Below are 19151 nucleotides of genomic sequence, written 5' to 3'. Positions count from 1 at the left end.
GACGAGGAGGCGCGGGCCGGCCGGCGAGGGCCGCCCGCCTCAGTCGCGACTCGCGACCGCCACCACGTTCTTGAGCGGCAGCGTGCGCTCGACGTCCGATTTCTTGTCGCGCCCACGGACGCGTCCGCCGCCGATGCCGGTGGGCTCCATGTCGAGCGTGGTGGTGCTGCCGTCGGGCATCGCGACCGTCACGGTGACCGTCAGCCGACCCTTGACGGCGGCGTCGAGCTGGCGGGCGATCCAGGCGCGGTCGGTCGACTCGTCACCGGAGCCGGCGTCGGTGTGCAGGCGCTGGACGAGTTCGCGCAGGGGGTCGCGCGTCTCGACCGGGACCGGCCGCCGGGGTCGACGGCGGGACGGCGGCACGACCTCGGCGCCGCCCTCGTCGACCACGACGACGGGATAGCGCTCGTCGCTCAGCGACCAGAAGACGGTGTCGCGCTCGAACCGGCTCGCCACGGTCGTCGCGTCGACCCGCGTCAGGGCGAGTGGGGAGAGCGACTGGTCGACCTCGAGCGTGTCGAGGCTCGCGCGGTCGTCGGCGACCACGAGGGACAGCGCGTCGCCCGGCACGCCCTCGGGCGCGCTGCCCGGCGCGATCGCCCGGACGCGGTAACGCCCGTGCCGTTCGGCGCTCTGCTGGATCAGGTAGTCGAGGGGCTGGGGGATGCCCGTCGACGAGATGCCGCCGAGGAACTCGCGCAGCGTCTCGGCCGTCTCGCCCTCGCTCAGGGCGCGTTGCAGTCCGCCCTCGGTGATGCGGTAGGTGGCCGCCAGACCCGCGCTCTCGACCACCGCGATGACGCGGAGCCGGGAGTCGATGGCCGGCGACAGGGGCCCGGGTGACACGACGCTGAGGTCGTGCTGCAGGTAGACCTGCTCGACCGCGTCCGGCAGCAGGGCGGCGACGCGGGTGCGGGCGGCGGCGGGACCCTCGCGGAACAGGGCGACGGCCGCCGAGGTGGGCGTGTCGTCCGAGGTCAGGCCCAGCACCTCGGCGCTGCGCGAGAAGGCGGCGATGCGCTCGGTGATCCAGCTGCCGCCGGCCGGGTAGGACCAGTCGGAGAACTCGCGCAGCGGCAGCCCCCACGAGGTGTCGACCCGTTGCTCGAGCACCGTGAGGATCTCGGCCGGCAGCGAGCCCAGCCAGGCCCGCGTCAGCGTCTGCCAGCGGTCGGGCCAGGAGGCGCGGAGCCAGTCGGTCGCGTCGGCGGCGACGACCCAGCCGTCCGGGCTCGGAGCGGCCAAGCCGGCCCGCACGGCGATGGCGAGCACGGTCGCCACGTCGTCGACGTCGATGCGGGCGGCCTCGGCGAGCCGCCTCGTCTCGGGCAACGCCAGGCCACCCTTCGCGAGCTCTCGGGCCGGCGACTGCTCGAGGGCGCGGAGGATCTCGGCCACCTCGATGACCACGGCGTAGAGCCGCTCGGCCGAGCGGGTGTCGGCGTCGTCGCGGGCCTGGTCGAGGACGGCTTCGAGCACCACCGGCGGTCGCGCGGAGGTCAGGACGTCGAGGGCCAGGGCGGGGTCGTCGTCGAGGCGTTCGGCCACGGCGTCGAGGGTCGCGACGGAGTCGCCTCGGCGGACGACGAGGAACGCCTCGTCGACGCGGTCGAGCGCGGCGGACACCGTCTCGCGGTCGACCTCGAAGGCGGCGTCGATGCGGTCGTGGACGGCGTCGACGTCGCCCGGCACCCGGAGCACCTGCAGCACGATCAGGGCCACGCGGTCGAGGTGGGCCAGTGCGTCCCGCACGCTGGCCGGCTCGAGCAGGACGTCCGCCAGGTCGAAGGCGTCGTGGACGCTCGACGCCCGGACCTGTCGCCGCGCGAGTCGGCGCAGCAGGTCGTCGTCGCCGATGGAGCGCAAGACGCCCGCGAGGTCGAGTGCACTAGCCATGGTCGAGGCCTCCAGCCGTCGTGCAGCCCGGGTCTGCGGTTACCGTCTGGTGCCCCGTGAGTCGCGGCTGCGACGCACGGCGCTCGCCACCACGAATGCGAGGAGCATCGCGAAGGCGATCGGGAGCCCGATGAGGGGCAGGATCGTGAGAGCGGGCCAGACGCCCGCGGTGAAGTCGGTGACACCCATCGCCACGCCGACGAACCTCGTGAAGAACGCAAGGACCGAGACGACGACGATGGCGAGGATCATGAAGAGGAGGACGCGCTCTGTACGATTGACGTCAGAGGGCGCACTCGGTTCGATCTTCTTGGCCACGGGTCAACGATAGTGCGGTGCGGCCCTACCCGGCGATCTAAGCTGGGGCGACCCACCCCCAGGGTCACCCGTCTTCACGAGAGGTCCAGTCATGCCCACCGGCAAGGTCAAGTTCTACGACGACGAGAAGGGCTTCGGCTTCATCAGCAGCGATGACGGCCAAGAGGTCTTCCTCCACGCGTCGGCCCTGCCCGCCGGCACCGTGGGTGTCAAGGCGGGAACCCGCCTCGAGTACGGCATCGCCGACGGCAAGCGCGGCGCGCAGGCCCTGTCGGTCCGCGTGCTCGAAGCAGCCCCGAGCCTCGCCAAGATGAACCGTCGCTCCGCCGACGACATGGCCGTCATCGTCGAAGACCTGGTCAAGGTGCTCGACAAGGCCGGCGGCGACCTGCGCCACGGCCGCTACCCGCAGAACGGCGCCCGCATCGCCGTGCTGCTGCGCACCGTCGCGGACTCGTTCGATGCCTGAGGCCGCCACGCGCACGCCCTGGTCCGAGCTCGCCCGCCGCGCCCTGACCGAGATCACGCCCGACGAGACCATCGGCGCCGAGGCCGACCCGGTCGACGACGAGCCCGGCGTCACGTCGGTGCGCTTCGCGACACTGCTCCCCGGCTACCCGGGCTGGCACTGGACGGTCAGCGTCGCCCACCTCGACGGTGAAGAGCCCTCGGTGCTCGAGGCCGAGCTGATGCCCGGCGACGGCGCCCTGCTCGCCCCGGACTGGGTGCCGTGGGCCGACCGCCTCGCCGAGATGAAAGCCCAGGAGGCGCACGACGGCGACGAGGACGACGACGAGTCCGACGAAGACGACGAGGACGAGGACGACGACGAGCCGGACGACTCGGACGGCGTGCACGGTTCGATCGTGCACGGCGGCGACGTGGACGGCGTCGACATCGACGACCTCGTCGACGACTCCGACGGTGACGACGCCTCGAACGGTGACGATGACTCCGACGGTGACGACGACGACTCCGGCCGGGCGAACGCGCCCGTCGTGCCGGCCGCGCACCCCGAGGCGGACCTCGACGACGACTCGCACGACGACGACTGGGACGGCGAGGACGAGGACCCGCTGAGCAGGCGACGGAAGTAGTCCCTCAGGCCCGACCCGCGCCTCCTGCGTCGGGGTCGGACCACGACGAAGGCCCCGACACGATCGTGTCGGGGCCTTCGTCGTGTGGGCGATCGGTCAGAGGGCGTCGACGACGAACTCGATCGACCGGATCAGCTGGCGGACGTCGTCGGGCTCGATGGCCGTGAAGGTCGCGACGCGCAACTGGTTGCGGCCGAGCTTGCGGTAGGGCTCGGTGTCGACGATGCCGTTGGCGCGGAGCACCTTCGCGATCGCGGCGGCGTCGATCGACTCGGCGAAGTCGATGGTCGCCACGACCTGGGAACGGTGCGACGGGTCGACGACGAACGGGGTCGCGTACTCGGAGGCGGTGGCCCAGTCGTACAGCGCCGACGACGACTCGCGCGTGCGGGCGTCGGCCCAGGCGAGTCCGCCGTTCTCGAGCATCCAGCGGGTCTGGTCCTCGAGCAGCAGCAGGGTCGTCAGGGCGGGCGTGTTCAACGTCTGGTCGAGCCGCGAGTTGTCGACGGCGTTCTTGAGGCTGAGGAACTCGGGGATGTAACGGCCGCTGGCGGCGATCCGCTCGACGCGCTCGATCGCCGCGGGGGAGAAGAGCGCGAACCAGAGGCCGCCGTCGCTCGCGAAGTTCTTCTGCGGGGCGAAGTAGTAGACGTCGGCCTGCGAGGCGTCGACGTCGATGCCGCCCGCCGCGCTCGTCGCGTCGACGACGGTGAGGGCACCGAGGTCGCCGGCGACCCGGGTGACCGGTGCCATGACGCCGGTCGAGGTCTCGTTGTGCGGCCAGGCGTAGACGTCGACGCCCTCGAGCACCTCCACCTCGGCCAACGAGCCGCCCTCGGCGGTGACCACGTGGGGGGCCTCGAGCCAGGGGGCCGCGTTGGCCTTGGCGAACTTCGACCCGAACTCGCCGAACGAGAGGTTCTCGGCGCGCTTCTCGACGAGGCCGAACGCCGCGGCGTCCCAGAAGGCGGTCGAGCCGCCGTTGCCCAGCACGACCTCGTAGCCGTCGGGCAGGCGGAAGAGCTCGCCGAGTTCGGCGCGGACGCGGCCGACCAGGTCCTTCACCGGCGCCTGGCGGTGCGAGGTGCCGAGGACCGAGGCCCCGGCGGTGACGAGGTGCTCGAGCTGGGCGGCCCGCACCTTCGAGGGGCCGCAGCCGAAGCGGCCGTCGGTGGGCAAGAGGTCAGTGGGAATCCGGATGTCCGCCATGCGCTCGATCCTACTGACGCGGCGCGGGGCCCAGCGTGCAGCCGGTAGGCTGACGGGGTAGTCCACGTGTTCCACCGGGAGGCCCCTGTTGACCGATCTCGTCGACACCACAGAGATGTACCTGCGCACGATCCTCGACCTCGAAGAAGAGAACATCGTGCCGCTTCGTGCGCGCATCTCCGAGCGTCTCGGCCACTCCGGTCCGACCGTGTCGCAGACCATCGCCCGCATGGAACGCGACGGTCTCGTCGTCGTGTCCGGCGACCGTCACCTCGAGCTCACGCACGACGGGCGCGCCAAGGCGACCCACGTCATGCGCAAGCACCGCCTCGCCGAGCGCCTGCTCGCCGACGTCATCGGCCTCGACTGGGCCTACGTCCACGACGAGGCCTGCCGGTGGGAGCACGTCATGAGCGAGCAGGTCGAACGACGCCTGCTCGACATGCTCGACCACCCGACCGAGTCGCCCTACGGCAACCCGATCCCCGGGCTCGACGAGCTCGGCGACTCTCCTGCCGGGCGCTTCCTCGACGGCGTGGTCAACCTCGTGGCCGTGCTCGCCGAGCACCCCGAAGGCGTCACGCGTCCGATCCGTCGCCTGGCCGAGCCCGTCCAGTTCGAACCCGAGCTGCTGCAGCAGCTGCAGGGCGCGGGCGTGCTGCCCGGCGGCATCGCAACGCTCCGCTCGGCGGGGTCGTACGTGTTCGTCAAGGTCGAAGGCCACGACGAGGGGCTCGAACTGCCGACCGAGGTCGCACAGCACATCTACGTGGGGCTCTGACCCGCCCGCCGAGTCCTGGCCGGCCCGACGGGTCGCGCGGGATTCTTGCGTTCCTGCGCCGCGCCTCCTGCGATCTGTGCCGGATCACGCAGTCGTTTACCGATTCGTTACAAATATCCCTCTCGAGGATGATTCCCCAGGGTTCGCTCGGCTACAGTCGCTGAGTCCCCAGGTCACTGAACCGGCCGCCGGACCCGTGGCAGGACGTCTCTCACGCCCGTCTCCTGCCGTGTGTCGTCGCGATACGAACGAACGGACGGGACAGCTTCCCGAAAGCTGTCGAGACGCAGGAGACCCATCCTCTTGACCCTCCCCGGCTCAGACCTCACCCCCGACGTGCGCCCGAACCGCACCGTCGCCACCCGCACACCGGCCGACCTGCCGACCCGCTCGTCGTTGCGCCGTGCCCAGGCCGCCGCCGCGCCCGCGACCCGCACGGGCAGGCCCTCGGTCAAGCGCAGCGTCGTCTCGGTGACCGTGATGACCCTGACCGCCGGCCTGATCGGCACGATGGCCCTGCCGGCCTTCGCGTCGAACCCCGCCGCCGCGAACGACCCGAGCGTCGGCGCGGCGTCGACGAGCGTCTCGACCGGCCACGCCCAGAGCGTCGCGGTCGCGGACGACATCGCCCTGGCCGACGCCACCCGTGACGGTTACACGGCGACGTCGCAGGCCGACCTCAACGCGGCGGCCCTGGCCACCCAGCGCGAGGCCGAGCGTGCCGCCCTGGCCGCGAGCTACGCCAGCTACACCGGACCGACGGCTGCCGAGAACGTGGCCGCCTCGGCGAGCGGCACCGTGGCGACGCCCGGCGCGTTCAGCCTCAGTGCGGTCTACAACACCGCCCTGCAGTACGTGGGCACGCCCTACGTCTTCGGCGGAGCGACCCCGGCCGGCTTCGACTGCTCGGGCTTCGTCATGTACGTCTACTCGCAGTACGGCATCTCACTGCCGCACTCGGTCACGCGTCAGGGGGCGATGGGCACGCCGATTTCGGCGGCCGAGGCGCAGCCCGGAGACGTCATCATCTTCGACGACGGGTCGCACGACGGGTTCTACGCCGGCAACGGCATGATCCTGGACGCGCCCAAGCCCGGTGGGTCGGTCAGCGTGCGACCGCTGTGGACCTCCGCGGTGCACTACGTGCGCTACGGGGCGTAGGCGACCCGCGCCTCCTGCGTCAACAGCCTGTGAAGAGCCGCCCTGCCCCTTGGCAGCGCGGCTCTTCCGGGGTTAACCTGGCGATCTCGGAGTTCCGCTGAGACCAGGAGCGTCAGATGCCTCGTTCGACCGCCACCCGCACCATGGGTGCGCTGTCGCACGAGCACATACGACACCCCGCCATGTGACAGAGCACCGTCCCCGTGACGGTGCTTTTTTCGTGTCGGCGGGCCTGCTGGGCCTGCGCCACCCCGAGAGATCGAATCCCTGGAAGCCGTCCAGGGTGCTTCGAAAGGGAAAGCATGCGCACTCTCGTCCTGAACGCCGGTTACGAGCCCCTCGCCGTGGTGTCCGACCGGCGGGCCCTCGTCCTCGTCATGAGCCGGAAGGCGACCGTCGTCGCCGCCGACGCGGAGCACCCCGTGCTCGGGGCGGTGATGTCATGGGACCGCCCGTCGGTGATCGTGCTGACGCGGTACGTGCGCATCCCGCACACGCGGCAGATCCCCGTCTCGCGGCGCGGCGTCATGCGGCGTGACTCGCATCGTTGCGCCTACTGCGGGCGGTCGGCGACGACGATCGACCACGTGCAGCCGCGGTCACGGGGTGGGGCGGACAGCTGGGAGAACCTCGTCGCGTGCTGCCTCAAGTGCAACAACCTCAAGAGCGACCGCACCCCGCACGAGATGGGCTGGGAGCTGCTCTTCACGCCGAAGCCGCCGCACGGGGTCGGCTGGGTCGTGCGCGGCATGGAGCGGACGCAGGCGGACTGGGACGAGTACCTCGCGGCCGCGTGACCCCGGCGATCGGACTGCTTCGCACCGCGTCTCGTGCATCACACCGCGACTCGTCGGGGTGCACTGCACGAAGCGCGGTGCAGTGGTCTCGTCGGCCGGACGGCAGGAGGCGCGGCTTCGGTAGACTGGGACGGTCAGCCTCTGTAGCTCAATGGAAGAGCAGTTCCGTCCTAAGGAAAGGGTTGGGGGTTCGAGTCCCTCCAGGGGCACTCCTCGCTGGCGCTCGTCGCACCCCTGCCGGGCCGCGAACCCCCGCGGCCCGACAGCGCTGGCGCGCCGTCCCCTCCAGGGGCACCTGACGTCGCTTCGCGACGATGCCCCCGGAGGGACTCGAACCCCCGGATGTCCCGCACTCCGCGCGCCCGTCCGGGCCACTCTTCGTTCGGGCCGATCGGCTAGGCAGGAAGATCGGGGAGGGCCAGGAGTGCGATGCCGAGCGCAGCCGCCACCGCTCCCAACGCGGTGATCGCGACGCCCGGCAAGGGGCTGCCGCCGTCTCGCTGCCGAACGATCAGGACTCCGCCGACGATGCCGACGAGCCCCAGGGCGAGGAGGGTGATCGAGAACACCATGAGGAGCCTTCCGGTTGGTGGGAGGGGTGCTGTGTTCGGCGAGGGCGGCGGAGGCGAGTGCTGAGTGCAAGACCACCGTGGCGGCCCCCTCGAATTCAGACGCCGAGGAGCAACGCTACCTGGAGGTCCTGACCACCGAGGGGCCAGAGTGGGCACATGCCGACCGCCGCAGAGAACGCCCGCACGACCCGCTACGACCGGCAGATCGGCCGTCGCGATCTCACCGAGTGGCGGTCCGCCGCCGGCCAGCGGCTCGCGTCGCGGCACAAGACCGTCGCGCAGAAGGTCGGCGCGCGCCGCGCCCTCGTCGCGACGCTCGCCGTCGGGGGCGGCATCGCGATCGCGGCCACCGCCGGGGCCGCCTACATCTACGACGGCGTGACGGGCCGCGACGGCATCGAGAGCCTCGACCGACCGGCGCTCGAGCGAGCGAAGAAGCTCCGCTCGCCGGCGACGAACGGCGCGGCCGCCGCCATCGCCCACGTCTTCGGACCCGTCGTCCTGCCCGCCGTCACCGTCGGAGCCGCCGCGGCCTTCGGCTTCCGGGACCGCCACCCCAGCCCCGTCGCCCTCGTCGTGGCGGCCGGTGCGGGCTCCCTCGCCATGACGGTCGTGGGCAAGAAGCTCATCAAGCGCAACCGGCCCGACCGGCACGAAGCCATCCCGCCGTACGAGAAGTCCCCGTCGTTCCCGTCGGGCCACACCCTGAACACGACCACGATCCTCGGCGTGCTCGCCTACCTCCTCGCCCTCCGACAGGAGAAGCAGGCGCCGCAGGTCGCCCTCGTCGGCGCCGCGGCCGGGACGGCCGGCGTCGTGGGGCTGTCCCGCGTGTTGCTCGGGGCCCACTGGTTCACCGACGTGGCCGTCGGCTGGGTCAGCGGCATCGGCTGGCTCTCGCTGATCGTCACCAGCCACCGCCTCTACCTCAGCACCCAGGACGACGACGACGTCCACGAGTGACGCGGTGACCGACGGCTCGTCACCAGGGCGGCGTCGACGCGCGGCATCCACGAGAACGTCACATGTCTCATTCACAGCGCCCTCTCATCCGACGGCGTCGATGCTGTCCGGATGACGAACCGGCCCATCTTGCGTCAACCCCCGACGGCGGTTCGGGACGGGCGGGCAGGGCCCACGCCCCACCCGGCGGGTGACCTGGTCACCCGGACGAGACGTCGCATCGAGAGGCGCCCGATCATGCCGGCCGCGGCGGCGTTCTCCGTGACCACCGCCGTCGGCACGGTCCGCTACCACGACCGTCACGCCGCCGATGCGGACCACTTCGTCGTCGTGATCCTGGGGGCGCTCCTGGCCGTCACGGCGGCGGCGCTCACCCTGACCCCCGCGCGGAGGCCGTGCCCGCCACCGGCCCTGGCCGGTCTCGCGCTCGGCACGGTCGCCCTCGTCCTGCTCGCGCCCAGCACCGCCTGGAGCGTCGTCCCGCTCGTCGTCCTCCTCCAGGTGACGACTCCCGTCGTCGTCGCGACGATCTCCGGAGGCGCGGCGGTGTCGGCCGTCGTCGTGGCGGTACCGCGCCTGGCCGGCGCGCGCGACGACGTCGGGCTCGTGCTGGGCTGTGCGCTCGCAGGCCTCGTCTTCCTGCTCGCGGTGGCACTCGCCCGGGCCGCGCTCGACGCCCGTGCTCGCACGGTCCGCGAGCTGACGGCCACGCGCGCCCTGGTCTCGGCGGCCGAGCGACGTGCCGATCGTCTCGAGGCCCGACGTCATCTCGCCGGCGAGCTGCACGACACGGTGGTGCAGTCCGTCGCCGGTGCCCTCTTCCTCGCCGACGCCGCCGAGCGCACGGGCGAGGGGAGGCACGCGGAGGACGCGCGCCGGGCGCTCCGGGTCGCGGTCTCGGACACCCGGGCGCTCGTCCACGAACTCGAGTCGGGGTCGGTTCAGGAGGCGGCGGCCGGCTTCGAGGGCGAGCTCGCCGAGGCGGCCGCTCGGGTGGGTGCCTCCTGTGAGGTGACCGGAGAGCCGCGAGCGCTTCCTGCCGAGTCGTCCCTCGCGGTGCTGAGGGCCGCCCAGGGGGCGCTCGGCAACGCGGAGCGACATGCGAGGGCCACCTGCGTCGCGCTCGAGCTCCGGTACGACGAGCACGGGGTCGTGCTGCGGGTCAGCGACGACGGCGTCGGCTTCGATCCCCGTGCCACGCGACCTGGCGGGCCCGACGGTGGGCACGGGCTCTCGATCATGCGGCGACGCCTCGCGGCGGTGGGCGGTGCGCTCACCATCGGGTCCGATGCGTGCGGGACGGTCGTCGAGGTGGTCGTGCCGTGGGTGGAGTCGTGATCCGCGTCGTGATCGTCGACGACCACCCGGTCCTACGGGCCGGAGTCGCGGCGGTCCTCGCGTCGTACGAGGACATCGACGTCGTCGGCACCACCGGTAGCCCCGCCTCGGTCGCGCGGCTCGTCCAGGACGTCGCTCCCGACGTCGTGTTGCTCGACCTGGGTCTCGGTCAGCGCGACGGCGGGGAACTCATTCCCGACCTCGTCGGTTCCACGCGGGTCCTGGTCTTCACGGCCTCGGGCACCGACCTGGCGATCACGCGGGCACTGGCGGCCGGTGCCACGGGATACCTGCTCAAGGACGCGTCGTCGGACGAGCTCGCGGCGGCCGTGCGGTCGGTCGCCGCCGGGACGGCGGTGTTCTCCCACGCCGTCGCCGGTCGGATGCTCGACCGGGTGCAGCGGCCCGACGAGACGCTGACGCCGCGCGAGGGGGAGGTGCTCGAACTCCTCGGCGCCGGGCTGACGAACCGAGCCATCGCCGAACGGCTCTACCTCAGCGAGTCGACGGTCAAGACCCACCTGGTCCGCGTCTTCGCCAAGCTCGGCGTGGACGGCCGCGCCGCGGCGGTCGCGGAAGCGACCCGCCGCGGCGTCATCGAGCTCACGTGAGCGGGGCCGCGCGCCTCACTCGGCGATCGCGTCGAGCCCGGCCTGGGCGTACTCCTGGTCCTTGTTGCCCGAGGGGGCGCCGCCGACGCCGATGCCCCCGATCGAGGCCTCGCCGGCCTTGACCGGGACGCCCCCTGCGAGGAAGAGGGTGCCGTCGAGGTCGCGCAGCCCGGCACCGTCGCCGCTGGCCCGCTCGGCGAGCTCGGACGTGGCGGCACCGAACGCGGCGGCCGTGTAGGCCTTCTCGCGAGAGGCGTCGAGGGTGTGGGCGGCGGCGTTCTCGCCCCGGACGTAGGCCTGGAGCTGGCCGTTCCGGTCGACGACCGAGACGCTGACGAAACCCGTTCCGTCCGCTTCGGCGGCGGCGAGAGCGGCGGACGCGGCCTTCATCGCCTCGGACGAGCTCAGCCTCTGCGCCTGGACGACCGAGCCCTCGGTGACCGTCGAGGCGAGTCGCGCGGTCGAGGAGTCCGGGCTCGGCGAGGACGTCGAGGTGCAGCCGGCCGTGACGGCCACGGCGAGGGCGGCGAGGGTGACGAGAGTGGTGCGGGGGAGGCGCATGCGAGTTCCTTCGTGTTCGGTGCGGGGACGATGCCAGCGTCTCGCGGCCGCCCCTCCCGGCACATCGACCGTCCGGTCCGCGGATCGCGTCCGAAAGGACGACCCGTCCGGACGACCCGTCCGACCGACGTGACCTACCGACGTGACCTCCGAGGCGGCCGTGCGCCGCGCCTCCTCGTCCTGGGCCTCCGCCTGGGCCGGAGGTGCCGGGCGTCACGCGCGGTCGTGCAGGGTGACCTGGTAGCCGTCGGGGTCGACGAAGGTGAAGGTGCGGCCGAAAGGGCCGTCGACCGGTGAGGTGGCGATCTCGACGCCGGCGGCGACCAGGGCGTCGTGGATGGCCTGCGCGTCGGGGGCGAGCAGCCAGAGGCCGACGCCGCGACCGAGCGGGGCCGCGTCGAGGTCGACGCCGGGCAGCGGGCCGCGCACGGCGAAGGCGATCGGCGTCGTGGCGAAGACGACCGCGTGCGGCGGGCCGTCCTGCCGGGTGAGGCCGAGGTGCTCTTCGTAGAAGGCTGCCGAGCGCTCGACGTCGCGGACCTGGAGGGAGATGAAGTCGGGACCGATGGCGGTCATGGTGCGCCTGCTCTCGTGGGTAGGGTGAGTGTCAGTTAGTTGACATCGCCGAACCTATGTCAGACTACTGACATGAGTCAAGTCGGATCGGCGATCGACCTCGAGACCTCGGTGGGCTACCTGCTGAAAGAGGCGTCGAGTGCCCTGCGCGCCGCCATGGAGGCCGAGCTGCGTCCGCTCGGCATGACCATCACGCACTATTCGTGCCTCGAGCTGCTGGCCCAGCGGCCCGGGCTGTCGAACTCCGAACTCGCTCGTGGCGCCTTCGTCACGCGGCAGTCGATGAACGTGCTGCTGCAGTCGCTCGAGCGTGACGGATTCGTACGGCGAGCCGACCGGGCGCCGTCGGGGCGGGCGTTGCCGACCGAGTTGACCGCGGCCGGGAGGCGTCAGCTCGCTGTCGCGAGCGCCGCCGTGCGCGGGGTCGAGGACAGGATGACGGCCGGGCTCACACCGGCCGCGCGTCGACAGGTGGCCGAGGCCCTGCGGGGGTTCGCGACCGCACTCCGCTGACCGACATGATCCGGGCTCGTCGCGTCGCGCCACCGGTGTTGCGCCGGGTGCGGGTCAGGCGCTCTCGCGCCACATGATCTCGGTCGGCAGCAGGACCCCGGTGCGCGTCCCGTCGGCCCCGCCGAGTTGGTCGAGTACCTGGCGGGCGGCCCGCCGGCCCAGCTCCTCGGCGGGCTGGCGCACGGTCGAGAGGGGCGGCGTGCAGCGCAGTGCCCAGGAGCTGTCGTCGAAGCCGACGATCCCGAGGTCGTCGGGCACCGAGATCCCGCGCCGGTGGAGGACGTCGAGGGCCCCGGCGGCGACGGCGTCCGACGCCGCGAAGACCCCGTCGACGCGGGCGTCCCGCGCGAGCAACTCCGTCATGCCGTTGACGCCGGCCGCGTAGCTGTAGAACGGGTTGCGCACCACGAGGTCCGGGTCGAAGAGGTCGCCGAGCGCGGCACGGAAACCTGCGAGGCGGTCCTCGCCCGAGTCGCGGTCGAGTCCGGAGGCGAGCATGCCGACCCGGGTGCGTCCCGTCGAGACGAGTCGGCGCACGATCGCCTCGGCGGCGGCCTGGTTGTCGATGCCGATGAACGGGATGTCGGGAGCGTCACTCGGGTGGCCGACGAACGAGGCCGCCAGCCCGAGCTCGGCGACGGCCTGAGAGATGGGGTCGCCCGTCCGGGCGGACAGGATGATCGCCCCGTCGACGAAGCCGCCGCGCAGGTACTCGACCACGCGGTCGCTGTCGCGCTGGGAGTCGATCATCAGCGTGACGAGTTGGTGGTCGGCTTGCGACAGCACGGCGTTGGTGCCGATCAAGATGTTGCCGATGTTGGGATCGTCGAGCACGACCGAGTGAGGCTCGTGGACGATCAACGCGATCGCTCGTGACCGCTGGGTGACGAGGTTGCGCGCCGCCGCGTTGCGGACGTAGCCCACCTTGGCCACGGCGGCCTCGACGGCCTCGCGCGCCTGGTGCGAGACGTACGGTTCGTTGTTCAGCACGCGCGACACGGTGCCCCGGGAGATGCCGGCCTCGGCGGCCACGTCGTGGATCGTGGCACGCCGACGCGGAGATCTCGGACCGGGCATGTCGGTCACCTTAGCGGAGCCCGGGACGCTCGGGATCGTTCCCGGGAGGGCGGAGGGCGGACGGCCGGTCGGGTAACCGTACGATCACGGTCGGCCCCTCCGCTTTGACAAACCGGCGACCGTGGGCTTAGCTCTGTGAACGTTCCCAGAAAGTCCTGCCCGATCCTTTCGGCTCCGTTCTGGGAACGATCACAGAAACCCTGTGAACCTTCGCCGTCGAAGGGCCTCCGGCCGTTCGTGAAGGACACCCCGCCGAAGAAGCCGAGGCCCCGTGTGACCCAGACTGCTGCCGAGCCCGCCGTCGTCGCCCCGCCGTCCCCGCGATCGACGAGACCGCGAAAGCCGTTCCGGTACCGCAAGGCGATCGCGATCTTCATCGTCCCCTTCGCGGCGCTCTTCGCGGCGTTCTACCTGACGCCGATCCTCTACGCCGTCTTCCAGTCGCTGCAGAAGGTCGAACGCGAGGGCACCTTCGGCGCCCCGACCCAGGTCTTCGGCGGCCTCTCGCAGTACGCGTTGGTCTTCCAGAACACCGAGTTCTGGTCGTCCATCGGCCGAGTGCTGCTCTTCGGCATCGTCCAGGTCCCGGTGATGCTGCTGCTCGCCCTGCTCTTCGCACTGCTGCTCGACTCGCCCCTGCTGCGCGGCAAGCGTTTCTTCCGCCTCGCGTTCTTCGCGCCCTACGCCGTGCCGGGCGTCATCGCCGCAATCATGTGGGGCTACCTCTACTCGCCGAGTCTCTCGCCGTTCTCGGCCGTCACGTCGCGGGCCGGCCTCCTCGACGGCGGCACGGTGCTCTGGGCCGTGGCCAACGTCGTCACCTGGGTGTTCGTCGGCTACAACATGCTGATCATCTACTCGTCGCTCCTCGCGATCCCCACCGAGATCTACGAGGCGGCCCGCCTCGACGGGGCCTCGCAGTGGCGCATCGCCGTGGCGATCAAGATCCCGCTGGTCGTTCCGGCGATCGTGCTGACCGCCGTCTTCTCGGTCATCGGCACCCTGCAGCTGCTGACCGAACCCCTGGTCTTCCGCCAGTTCACGTCGACCATCTCGTCGACCTTCACGCCGAACATGCTCGTCTACTCGACCTCCTCGGTGCCCAACTTCAACCTCGCGGCGGCGTTCAGCGTCGTCCTCGCGGTCGCCACGTTCATCCTCTCGATCGGGTTCCTCCGGTTGACCCAGCGGAAGGCCGACCAGTGACCGTCGACGCTCCCATCCGTCCCGCCCAGTCCTTCGACGACGCGACGACCCCTGCACGTCGACGGGGCGGTGGGCCCCGTGAGAGCGTGATGTCGCGAACGGCCGCCATGGTCATCATGGGCGCCTTCACGCTGTACTTCCTCGTGCCGATCTTCTGGCTGCTGGTGTCGTCGACCAAGACGCTCGACAACTTCAACTCGAGCGCCGCCCTCTGGTTCTCGCCGACGTCGGCGCAGGACTTCGTCGGCAACGTCGGCCGACTGTTCACGTACAACGACGGCATCTTCCCGCGGTGGATGCTCAACAGCATCGTCTACGCGACGGTCGCCGGCGCGCTCGGCACGATCCTGTCGGCGATGTGCGGCTACGCCCTGGCCAAGTACCGATTCTGGGGTCGCGAGGCGCTGTTCAACATCTTCTTGGGTGGCGTGCTCGTGCCGGCGACGGCCCTGGCGCTGCCGCTGTTCCTGATCTTCAGCAAGGTCGAACTGACCGACACCTTCTGGGCGGTGTTCCTGCCCAGCATCGTGAGCCCGTTCGGCGTGTACCTCAGCCGCATCTACGCGGCGTCGAGCGTCCCCGACGAGATCGTCGAGGCCGCGCGCATCGACGGCTCGAGCGAACTGCGCACGTTCTTCACCGTGGCGATCCGGCTGATGTCGCCCGCTCTCGTGACGGTGTTCCTGTTCCAGTTCGTGGCGATCTGGAACAACTTCTTCCTGCCGCTCGTGATGCTGCGGTCCCAGGAGCTCTTCCCGGTGACCCTCGGCCTCTACACCTGGAACTCCAACGTCAGTCAGTACCCCGAGCTGCGCACCCTGGTGCTCGTCGGCGCACTGGTGTCGATCGTCCCCCTGCTCGTCGCCTTCCTCAGCCTGCAGCGCTTCTGGCGCAGCGGCCTCGGGTCCGGCGGCCTCAAGTAAGCGACCCGTCCTGATCCACCGACCCGCACCTCCTCGACCTCCACTCCGCAAGGCAACGACGTCGTTCCCTCCCGTGGCCGGCTCTTCCCGGCTCCGCACCCCGATTGGAATCCAGATGAAGAAATCACGAGTCCTCACGATCGCGGCAGCCGCCGTGGTCTCGACCATCGCCCTCGCCGGTTGCAGCTCCGGCAGTGACGGGGGTTCCGGATCCGCCGAGGCCGCCTCGTGCGAGCCCTCCGACGGCAAGGTCACCCTCAACTTCACGACCTGGGTGCCGAACATGGACAAGGTCGTCGCGCTCTGGAACGAGGAGAACCCCGACATCCAGGTCAAGGTCTCGATCGTGCCGAACGGCAACAGCGGCACGTACCAGAACTTCTTCAACCAGCTGCAGGCCGGCAACGCCCCCGACATCGGGCAGGTCGAGTACGACACGCTGCCCGCGTTCCGCGTGCAGGACGGTCTGGCGAACATCGCCTCGTGCGACGGCGTCTCGGACGCGAAGGCCGACTACGCCGACGGCCTCTGGAACCAGGTCACCTTCGGCGAAGCCGACTCGGTCTACGCGATCCCGCAGGACTCGGGCCCCATGGCGCTCTACTACCGCAAGGACCTCTTCGAGCAGGCCGGCCTCGACGTCCCCACCACGTGGGAGCAGTACGCCGAGGACGCGGTGAAGATCAAGGAGCTGGGCGGCAGCATCACGAACTTCGCCAAGGGTGACGTGAACCAGTTCGCCGGTCTGGTCTCGCAGGCCGGCGGCCAGTGGTTCGACACCGCGGACGGCACCTGGAAGGTCGACATGGGTGACGAGGCCTCGACCAAGGTCGCCGACTACTGGCAGGACCTCATCTCGAAGAACCTCGTCACGACCCTGCCGAGCTTCACCGACGAGTGGAACAACGCCTACAACACCGACCAGGACTGGACCTGGGTCTCGGCCGTCTGGGGGGCCAACACCATCTCGAGCGGTGCTCCCGACACGAGCGGCAAGTGGGCCGTCGCGCCCATGCCGCAGTGGAAGGACGGCGAGTCCGCGTCGGCCGCCTGGGGCGGGTCGTCGAACGTCGTCTTCAAGGGCAGCGAGCACCCCGCCGAGGCGTCGAAGTTCCTCGTGTGGCTGAACACCTCGACCGAGTCGCTCGAGGCGCTGAACAAGGAGGCCAACCTCTACCCGGCCTCCACGACCGGCGCCGACCTGCCGGCCCTGACCTCGGGCGTCGAGTTCTACGGCGACCAGGCCATCTACGAGGACTTCGCGAAGGCCGCCGAGAACATCCAGCCCTTCACGTGGGGCCCGACGATGACGCAGACCTACAGCGACATCTCGGACGGCTTCGGGGCTGCCGCCTCGGGTGACGGCACCCTCCTCGACGCCCTGAAGTCGGGCCAGGAGAAGACCGTGGCCGCGATGAAGGCCCAGTCGATCACCGTCGAGTAGCGACGATTCGAGGAGGCGCGGTGCCGGCGATCCCGGCACCGCGCCTCCTTCGCGTCCGGGCGGGGGCGCTCGTCACGCGGTGCCCCTTGCGGTGTCGCCCATCAGGCTGCGTCCGAGCGACACCGTGCCCGCGTCGTCCGCGTAGTGGCCGTAGGCCGCGATCGGTCGGTAGCCCGCCGACTCGTAGAGGCGGATCGCGGTGTCGTGGGCCACGTTGGTCTCGATCACCATCTCGGTGACGCCGGCGTCCTCGGCCGATCGTTCGAGCCAGTGCAACACGAGCCGGGACAGCCCCTGCCCGCGTCGGTCGGGCCGCACGTACATCCGTTTCAGCTCGGCGCGGCCGTCGGGCAGCAGGCGCCAGGCTCCCAGGGCCACGGGCTCGCCGTTCTCGTAGGCCACGGCGAACGTGCCCCTCGGCAGCTCGAATTCGGAGCGGTCGATCGGGCTGTCGTCGCGCCCGCCGTAGATCTCGACGTACAACTCTTGCAGCCCTTCGACGAGCTGCTGCACGTCGGGGTGGTCGTAGGGGCGGGGTTCGATGCTCGCCGCGGGCGCCGGAGTGGTCACCGGACCATCTTCGCCGATCGTCGGAGGTCGGGCTCGGCCCGGTGCGGCTCTGCTCGCTGCGGCTCGGCTCGGTGTGGCTCGGTGCGTCAGCCCGCGTCGCGCCCGGTCACCCGGTCGAGACCGGACGAGGAGGCGCGGCGCGCGTCCCCGAGATCGCACCCGAGGGCGACGAGCACGCGGGCGACCAGCTCGACTGTCCACTCGGGGGTGACGAGCTCGGGGTTCGACCACCAGGTGTGCAGCCCGCCGAGGAGGCTGCCGCCGACCAGGGACAGTGCCAGGTCGACGTCCAGCTCGGCGAACGACCCGGCGGCCTGCCCGGCCTGCACGAGTGCCCGCGCCTGCGGCACCAGCGCCGCCTCGGCGTCGAGCAGGCGCAGCCCGTTGCGCGCGACGACCACGGCCACGGCCGGGTCGCTCGCGGCCAGCCCGAGCACCACGTGCATCGCGATCGCCGCCGTCGTCACGGGGGAGTCGTCCGCCTGTCCGAGTGTCGCCATCCGGTCGGTCTGCGCGTTCAGCACGCTCTGCACGGCCTCGTCGAAGAGCTCGTCCTTACCGGCGAAGTGGTTGTAGAACGTGCCGAGGCCGACGTCCGCCAGCTGCGTGATCTCGGCGACGGGGACGGCGGCGTAGTCGGCCCGTCGGAGCAGGGCGACGCCGGCCTCCACCAGCTTGCGACGCGTCTCGCGGGTGCGGCGGGACGTTCTCGAGGGGTCGACCCGCGCCTCCTCGTCGTCCGGTTTCACAGGGGCCTCTCACGTGTCTGGCGGGATGTCTGGCTACATTCTGACATGACTGACGAATTCGTCAGTTCTGACGATTCCATCTCAGGAGGCACCATGCCCGACGTGACCATCAGCGCCGCCCGCCCGGACCAGCTCGACTCCGCCGCCGCCGTGCTCGCCGAGGGGTTCCGTGACGATCCCGTCATGCTCGGGTTCGTCCCACGGGGACCACGTCGTCATGCGCGCCTGGTCGACCTCTTCGCGGCGATGATGCGCTCGATCCCGACGGGCCGTCGTGCGGTCGACGTGGCCGTCGTCGACGGCGACGGGGGCGTCGTGGGCGCGGCCGTCTGGGAGGCGCCGCGCACTCGAGCGTCGTCGCCGCTGCGCCTGCCGGTGTCGTGGGCGGAGCTCGGGCAGCTGCCGCGGTACCTGCGTGCGCTCGGGCTCGGCGGGCTCGTGCCGGCGGCCCGCCACCAGTCGACGCTGGCGGCACCCCGCCCGCGGCTGCCGCACTGGTACCTCGGCGAGATCGCGGTCGGCGACGCGGCCCGCGGGCTCGGCGTCGGCACCTCGCTGATCGAGCACCGCCTCGCAACCGTCGACGAGCGCGGTGAGGCCGCCTACCTCGAGTCGTCGACCGAGCGGAACAGGGCGCTCTACCGGCGGATGGGCTTCGTCGAGCTGGGGCCGATCCGTGGGCTGCCGGGTGCGACGCCCGCCGCGATGTGGCGCCCGGCGACGAGCTCGCGTGGCGCGACCTCCGACCGGTCGGGCTCGGTGACGGCTCCGACGTCGTCCTGATCG

The 19151-nt window shown here is 71.2% G+C and carries 22 protein-coding genes and 1 tRNA gene; 14 read left to right on the top strand and 9 right to left on the bottom strand.

Annotated features, from left to right (window positions below):
• Window positions 1-39: 39 nt before the first annotated feature.
• Both ASG28_RS09845 and ASG28_RS09840 read right to left on the bottom strand, forming a co-directional pair.
• A complete protein-coding gene (locus ASG28_RS09845; RefSeq protein ID WP_055974563.1) occupies window positions 40-1899 on the bottom strand; it encodes a helicase-associated domain-containing protein in 1860 nt (619 codons plus the stop codon).
• A gap of 39 nt (window positions 1900-1938) precedes the next feature.
• On the bottom strand, window positions 1939-2217 hold the full coding sequence (locus tag ASG28_RS09840) for a hypothetical protein (RefSeq protein WP_055974559.1): 279 nt from the start codon (window positions 2215-2217) through the stop codon (window positions 1939-1941).
• Between the two features lie 91 nt (window positions 2218-2308).
• Between ASG28_RS09840 and ASG28_RS09835 the strand changes: the two genes are divergently transcribed.
• A complete protein-coding gene (locus tag ASG28_RS09835; RefSeq protein WP_043593516.1) occupies window positions 2309-2686 on the top strand; it encodes a cold-shock protein in 378 nt (125 codons plus the stop codon).
• A complete protein-coding gene (locus ASG28_RS09830; protein ID WP_082454555.1) occupies window positions 2679-3314 on the top strand; it encodes a DUF3027 domain-containing protein in 636 nt (211 codons plus the stop codon). Before ASG28_RS09835 ends, ASG28_RS09830 begins: the two co-directional genes overlap by 8 nt.
• A gap of 96 nt (window positions 3315-3410) precedes the next feature.
• Here ASG28_RS09830 and serC read toward each other — a convergent pair whose 3' ends face one another.
• Window positions 3411-4523, bottom strand: coding sequence for a phosphoserine transaminase (gene serC / locus ASG28_RS09825; protein WP_055974556.1), 1113 nt, complete (start codon window positions 4521-4523; stop codon window positions 3411-3413).
• An 88-nt stretch (window positions 4524-4611) separates the two neighbouring features.
• Between serC and ASG28_RS09820 the strand changes: the two genes are divergently transcribed.
• From ASG28_RS09820 to ASG28_RS09805, 4 genes are all read left to right on the top strand, one after another.
• Window positions 4612-5304, top strand: a complete 693-nt coding sequence (locus tag ASG28_RS09820) for a metal-dependent transcriptional regulator (RefSeq protein ID WP_043593511.1) — start codon at window positions 4612-4614, stop codon at window positions 5302-5304.
• A gap of 303 nt (window positions 5305-5607) precedes the next feature.
• Complete coding sequence (locus tag ASG28_RS09815; RefSeq protein WP_055974553.1) at window positions 5608-6465, top strand: C40 family peptidase; 858 nt, start codon at window positions 5608-5610, stop codon at window positions 6463-6465.
• Window positions 6466-6767: 302 nt separating this feature from the next.
• Window positions 6768-7262, top strand: a complete 495-nt coding sequence (locus ASG28_RS09810) for an HNH endonuclease (RefSeq protein ID WP_055974550.1) — start codon at window positions 6768-6770, stop codon at window positions 7260-7262.
• 137 nt (window positions 7263-7399) lie between these two features.
• Window positions 7400-7471, top strand: a tRNA-Arg gene (locus tag ASG28_RS09805).
• A 186-nt stretch (window positions 7472-7657) separates the two neighbouring features.
• Here the strand turns inward: ASG28_RS09805 and ASG28_RS16425 are convergent.
• Complete coding sequence (locus ASG28_RS16425; RefSeq protein WP_157485692.1) at window positions 7658-7834, bottom strand: hypothetical protein; 177 nt, start codon at window positions 7832-7834, stop codon at window positions 7658-7660.
• Window positions 7835-7990: 156 nt separating this feature from the next.
• On the opposite strand from ASG28_RS16425, the gene ASG28_RS09800 reads away from it, so the two are divergent.
• From ASG28_RS09800 to ASG28_RS09790, 3 genes are all read left to right on the top strand, one after another.
• Window positions 7991-8797, top strand: a complete 807-nt coding sequence (locus ASG28_RS09800; RefSeq protein WP_055974546.1) for a phosphatase PAP2 family protein — start codon at window positions 7991-7993, stop codon at window positions 8795-8797.
• 261 nt (window positions 8798-9058) lie between these two features.
• Window positions 9059-10135 carry a sensor histidine kinase gene (locus ASG28_RS09795; RefSeq protein WP_157485691.1) on the top strand — a complete coding sequence of 359 codons (1077 nt, stop codon included), beginning with the start codon at window positions 9059-9061 and terminating at the stop codon, window positions 10133-10135.
• Window positions 10132-10746: a response regulator gene (locus tag ASG28_RS09790; protein WP_055974541.1), complete on the top strand. Its 615-nt coding sequence runs from the start codon at window positions 10132-10134 to the stop codon at window positions 10744-10746. Before ASG28_RS09795 ends, ASG28_RS09790 begins: the two co-directional genes overlap by 4 nt.
• Before the next feature lie 15 nt (window positions 10747-10761).
• On the opposite strand, the gene ASG28_RS09785 is transcribed toward ASG28_RS09790, so the two are convergent.
• Both ASG28_RS09785 and ASG28_RS09780 read right to left on the bottom strand, forming a co-directional pair.
• Window positions 10762-11307, bottom strand: coding sequence for a GlcG/HbpS family heme-binding protein (locus tag ASG28_RS09785; protein ID WP_055974537.1), 546 nt, complete (start codon window positions 11305-11307; stop codon window positions 10762-10764).
• A 213-nt stretch (window positions 11308-11520) separates the two neighbouring features.
• Window positions 11521-11883 carry a VOC family protein gene (locus ASG28_RS09780; protein WP_055974534.1) on the bottom strand — a complete coding sequence of 121 codons (363 nt, stop codon included), beginning with the start codon at window positions 11881-11883 and terminating at the stop codon, window positions 11521-11523.
• A 72-nt stretch (window positions 11884-11955) separates the two neighbouring features.
• On the opposite strand from ASG28_RS09780, the gene ASG28_RS09775 reads away from it, so the two are divergent.
• Window positions 11956-12396, top strand: a complete 441-nt coding sequence (locus ASG28_RS09775) for a MarR family winged helix-turn-helix transcriptional regulator (protein ID WP_055974531.1) — start codon at window positions 11956-11958, stop codon at window positions 12394-12396.
• 54 nt (window positions 12397-12450) lie between these two features.
• Here the strand turns inward: ASG28_RS09775 and ASG28_RS09770 are convergent, their stop codons facing one another.
• Window positions 12451-13473 (bottom strand): LacI family DNA-binding transcriptional regulator, encoded by a 1023-nt coding sequence (locus ASG28_RS09770; protein ID WP_055977445.1) that lies wholly within the window; start codon window positions 13471-13473, stop codon window positions 12451-12453.
• A 273-nt stretch (window positions 13474-13746) separates the two neighbouring features.
• On the opposite strand from ASG28_RS09770, the gene ASG28_RS09765 reads away from it, so the two are divergent.
• From ASG28_RS09765 to ASG28_RS09755, 3 genes are all read left to right on the top strand, one after another.
• Window positions 13747-14679 (top strand): carbohydrate ABC transporter permease, encoded by a 933-nt coding sequence (locus tag ASG28_RS09765; RefSeq protein ID WP_055974530.1) that lies wholly within the window; start codon window positions 13747-13749, stop codon window positions 14677-14679.
• Window positions 14680-14768: 89 nt separating this feature from the next.
• Window positions 14769-15602, top strand: a complete 834-nt coding sequence (locus ASG28_RS09760) for a carbohydrate ABC transporter permease (RefSeq protein WP_043596471.1) — start codon at window positions 14769-14771, stop codon at window positions 15600-15602.
• 115 nt (window positions 15603-15717) lie between these two features.
• Window positions 15718-17046, top strand: coding sequence for an ABC transporter substrate-binding protein (locus ASG28_RS09755; protein WP_055974528.1), 1329 nt, complete (start codon window positions 15718-15720; stop codon window positions 17044-17046).
• 72 nt (window positions 17047-17118) lie between these two features.
• Here ASG28_RS09755 and ASG28_RS09750 read toward each other — a convergent pair whose 3' ends face one another.
• Window positions 17119-17616: a GNAT family N-acetyltransferase gene (locus ASG28_RS09750; protein WP_200925279.1), complete on the bottom strand. Its 498-nt coding sequence runs from the start codon at window positions 17614-17616 to the stop codon at window positions 17119-17121.
• Window positions 17617-17702: 86 nt separating this feature from the next.
• Window positions 17703-18365 (bottom strand): TetR/AcrR family transcriptional regulator, encoded by a 663-nt coding sequence (locus ASG28_RS09745; protein WP_055974526.1) that lies wholly within the window; start codon window positions 18363-18365, stop codon window positions 17703-17705.
• Between the two features lie 45 nt (window positions 18366-18410).
• Here ASG28_RS09745 and ASG28_RS09740 point away from each other — a divergent pair, with 45 nt between their 5' ends.
• Window positions 18411-19148: a GNAT family N-acetyltransferase gene (locus ASG28_RS09740; RefSeq protein ID WP_235477753.1), complete on the top strand. Its 738-nt coding sequence runs from the start codon at window positions 18411-18413 to the stop codon at window positions 19146-19148.
• Window positions 19149-19151 lie beyond the last annotated feature (3 nt).

The organism is Frigoribacterium sp. Leaf415 (assembly GCF_001424645.1).
Lineage (GTDB): Bacteria > Actinomycetota > Actinomycetes > Actinomycetales > Microbacteriaceae > Frigoribacterium.
This window is presented reverse-complemented; position numbering and strand designations above follow the sequence as displayed.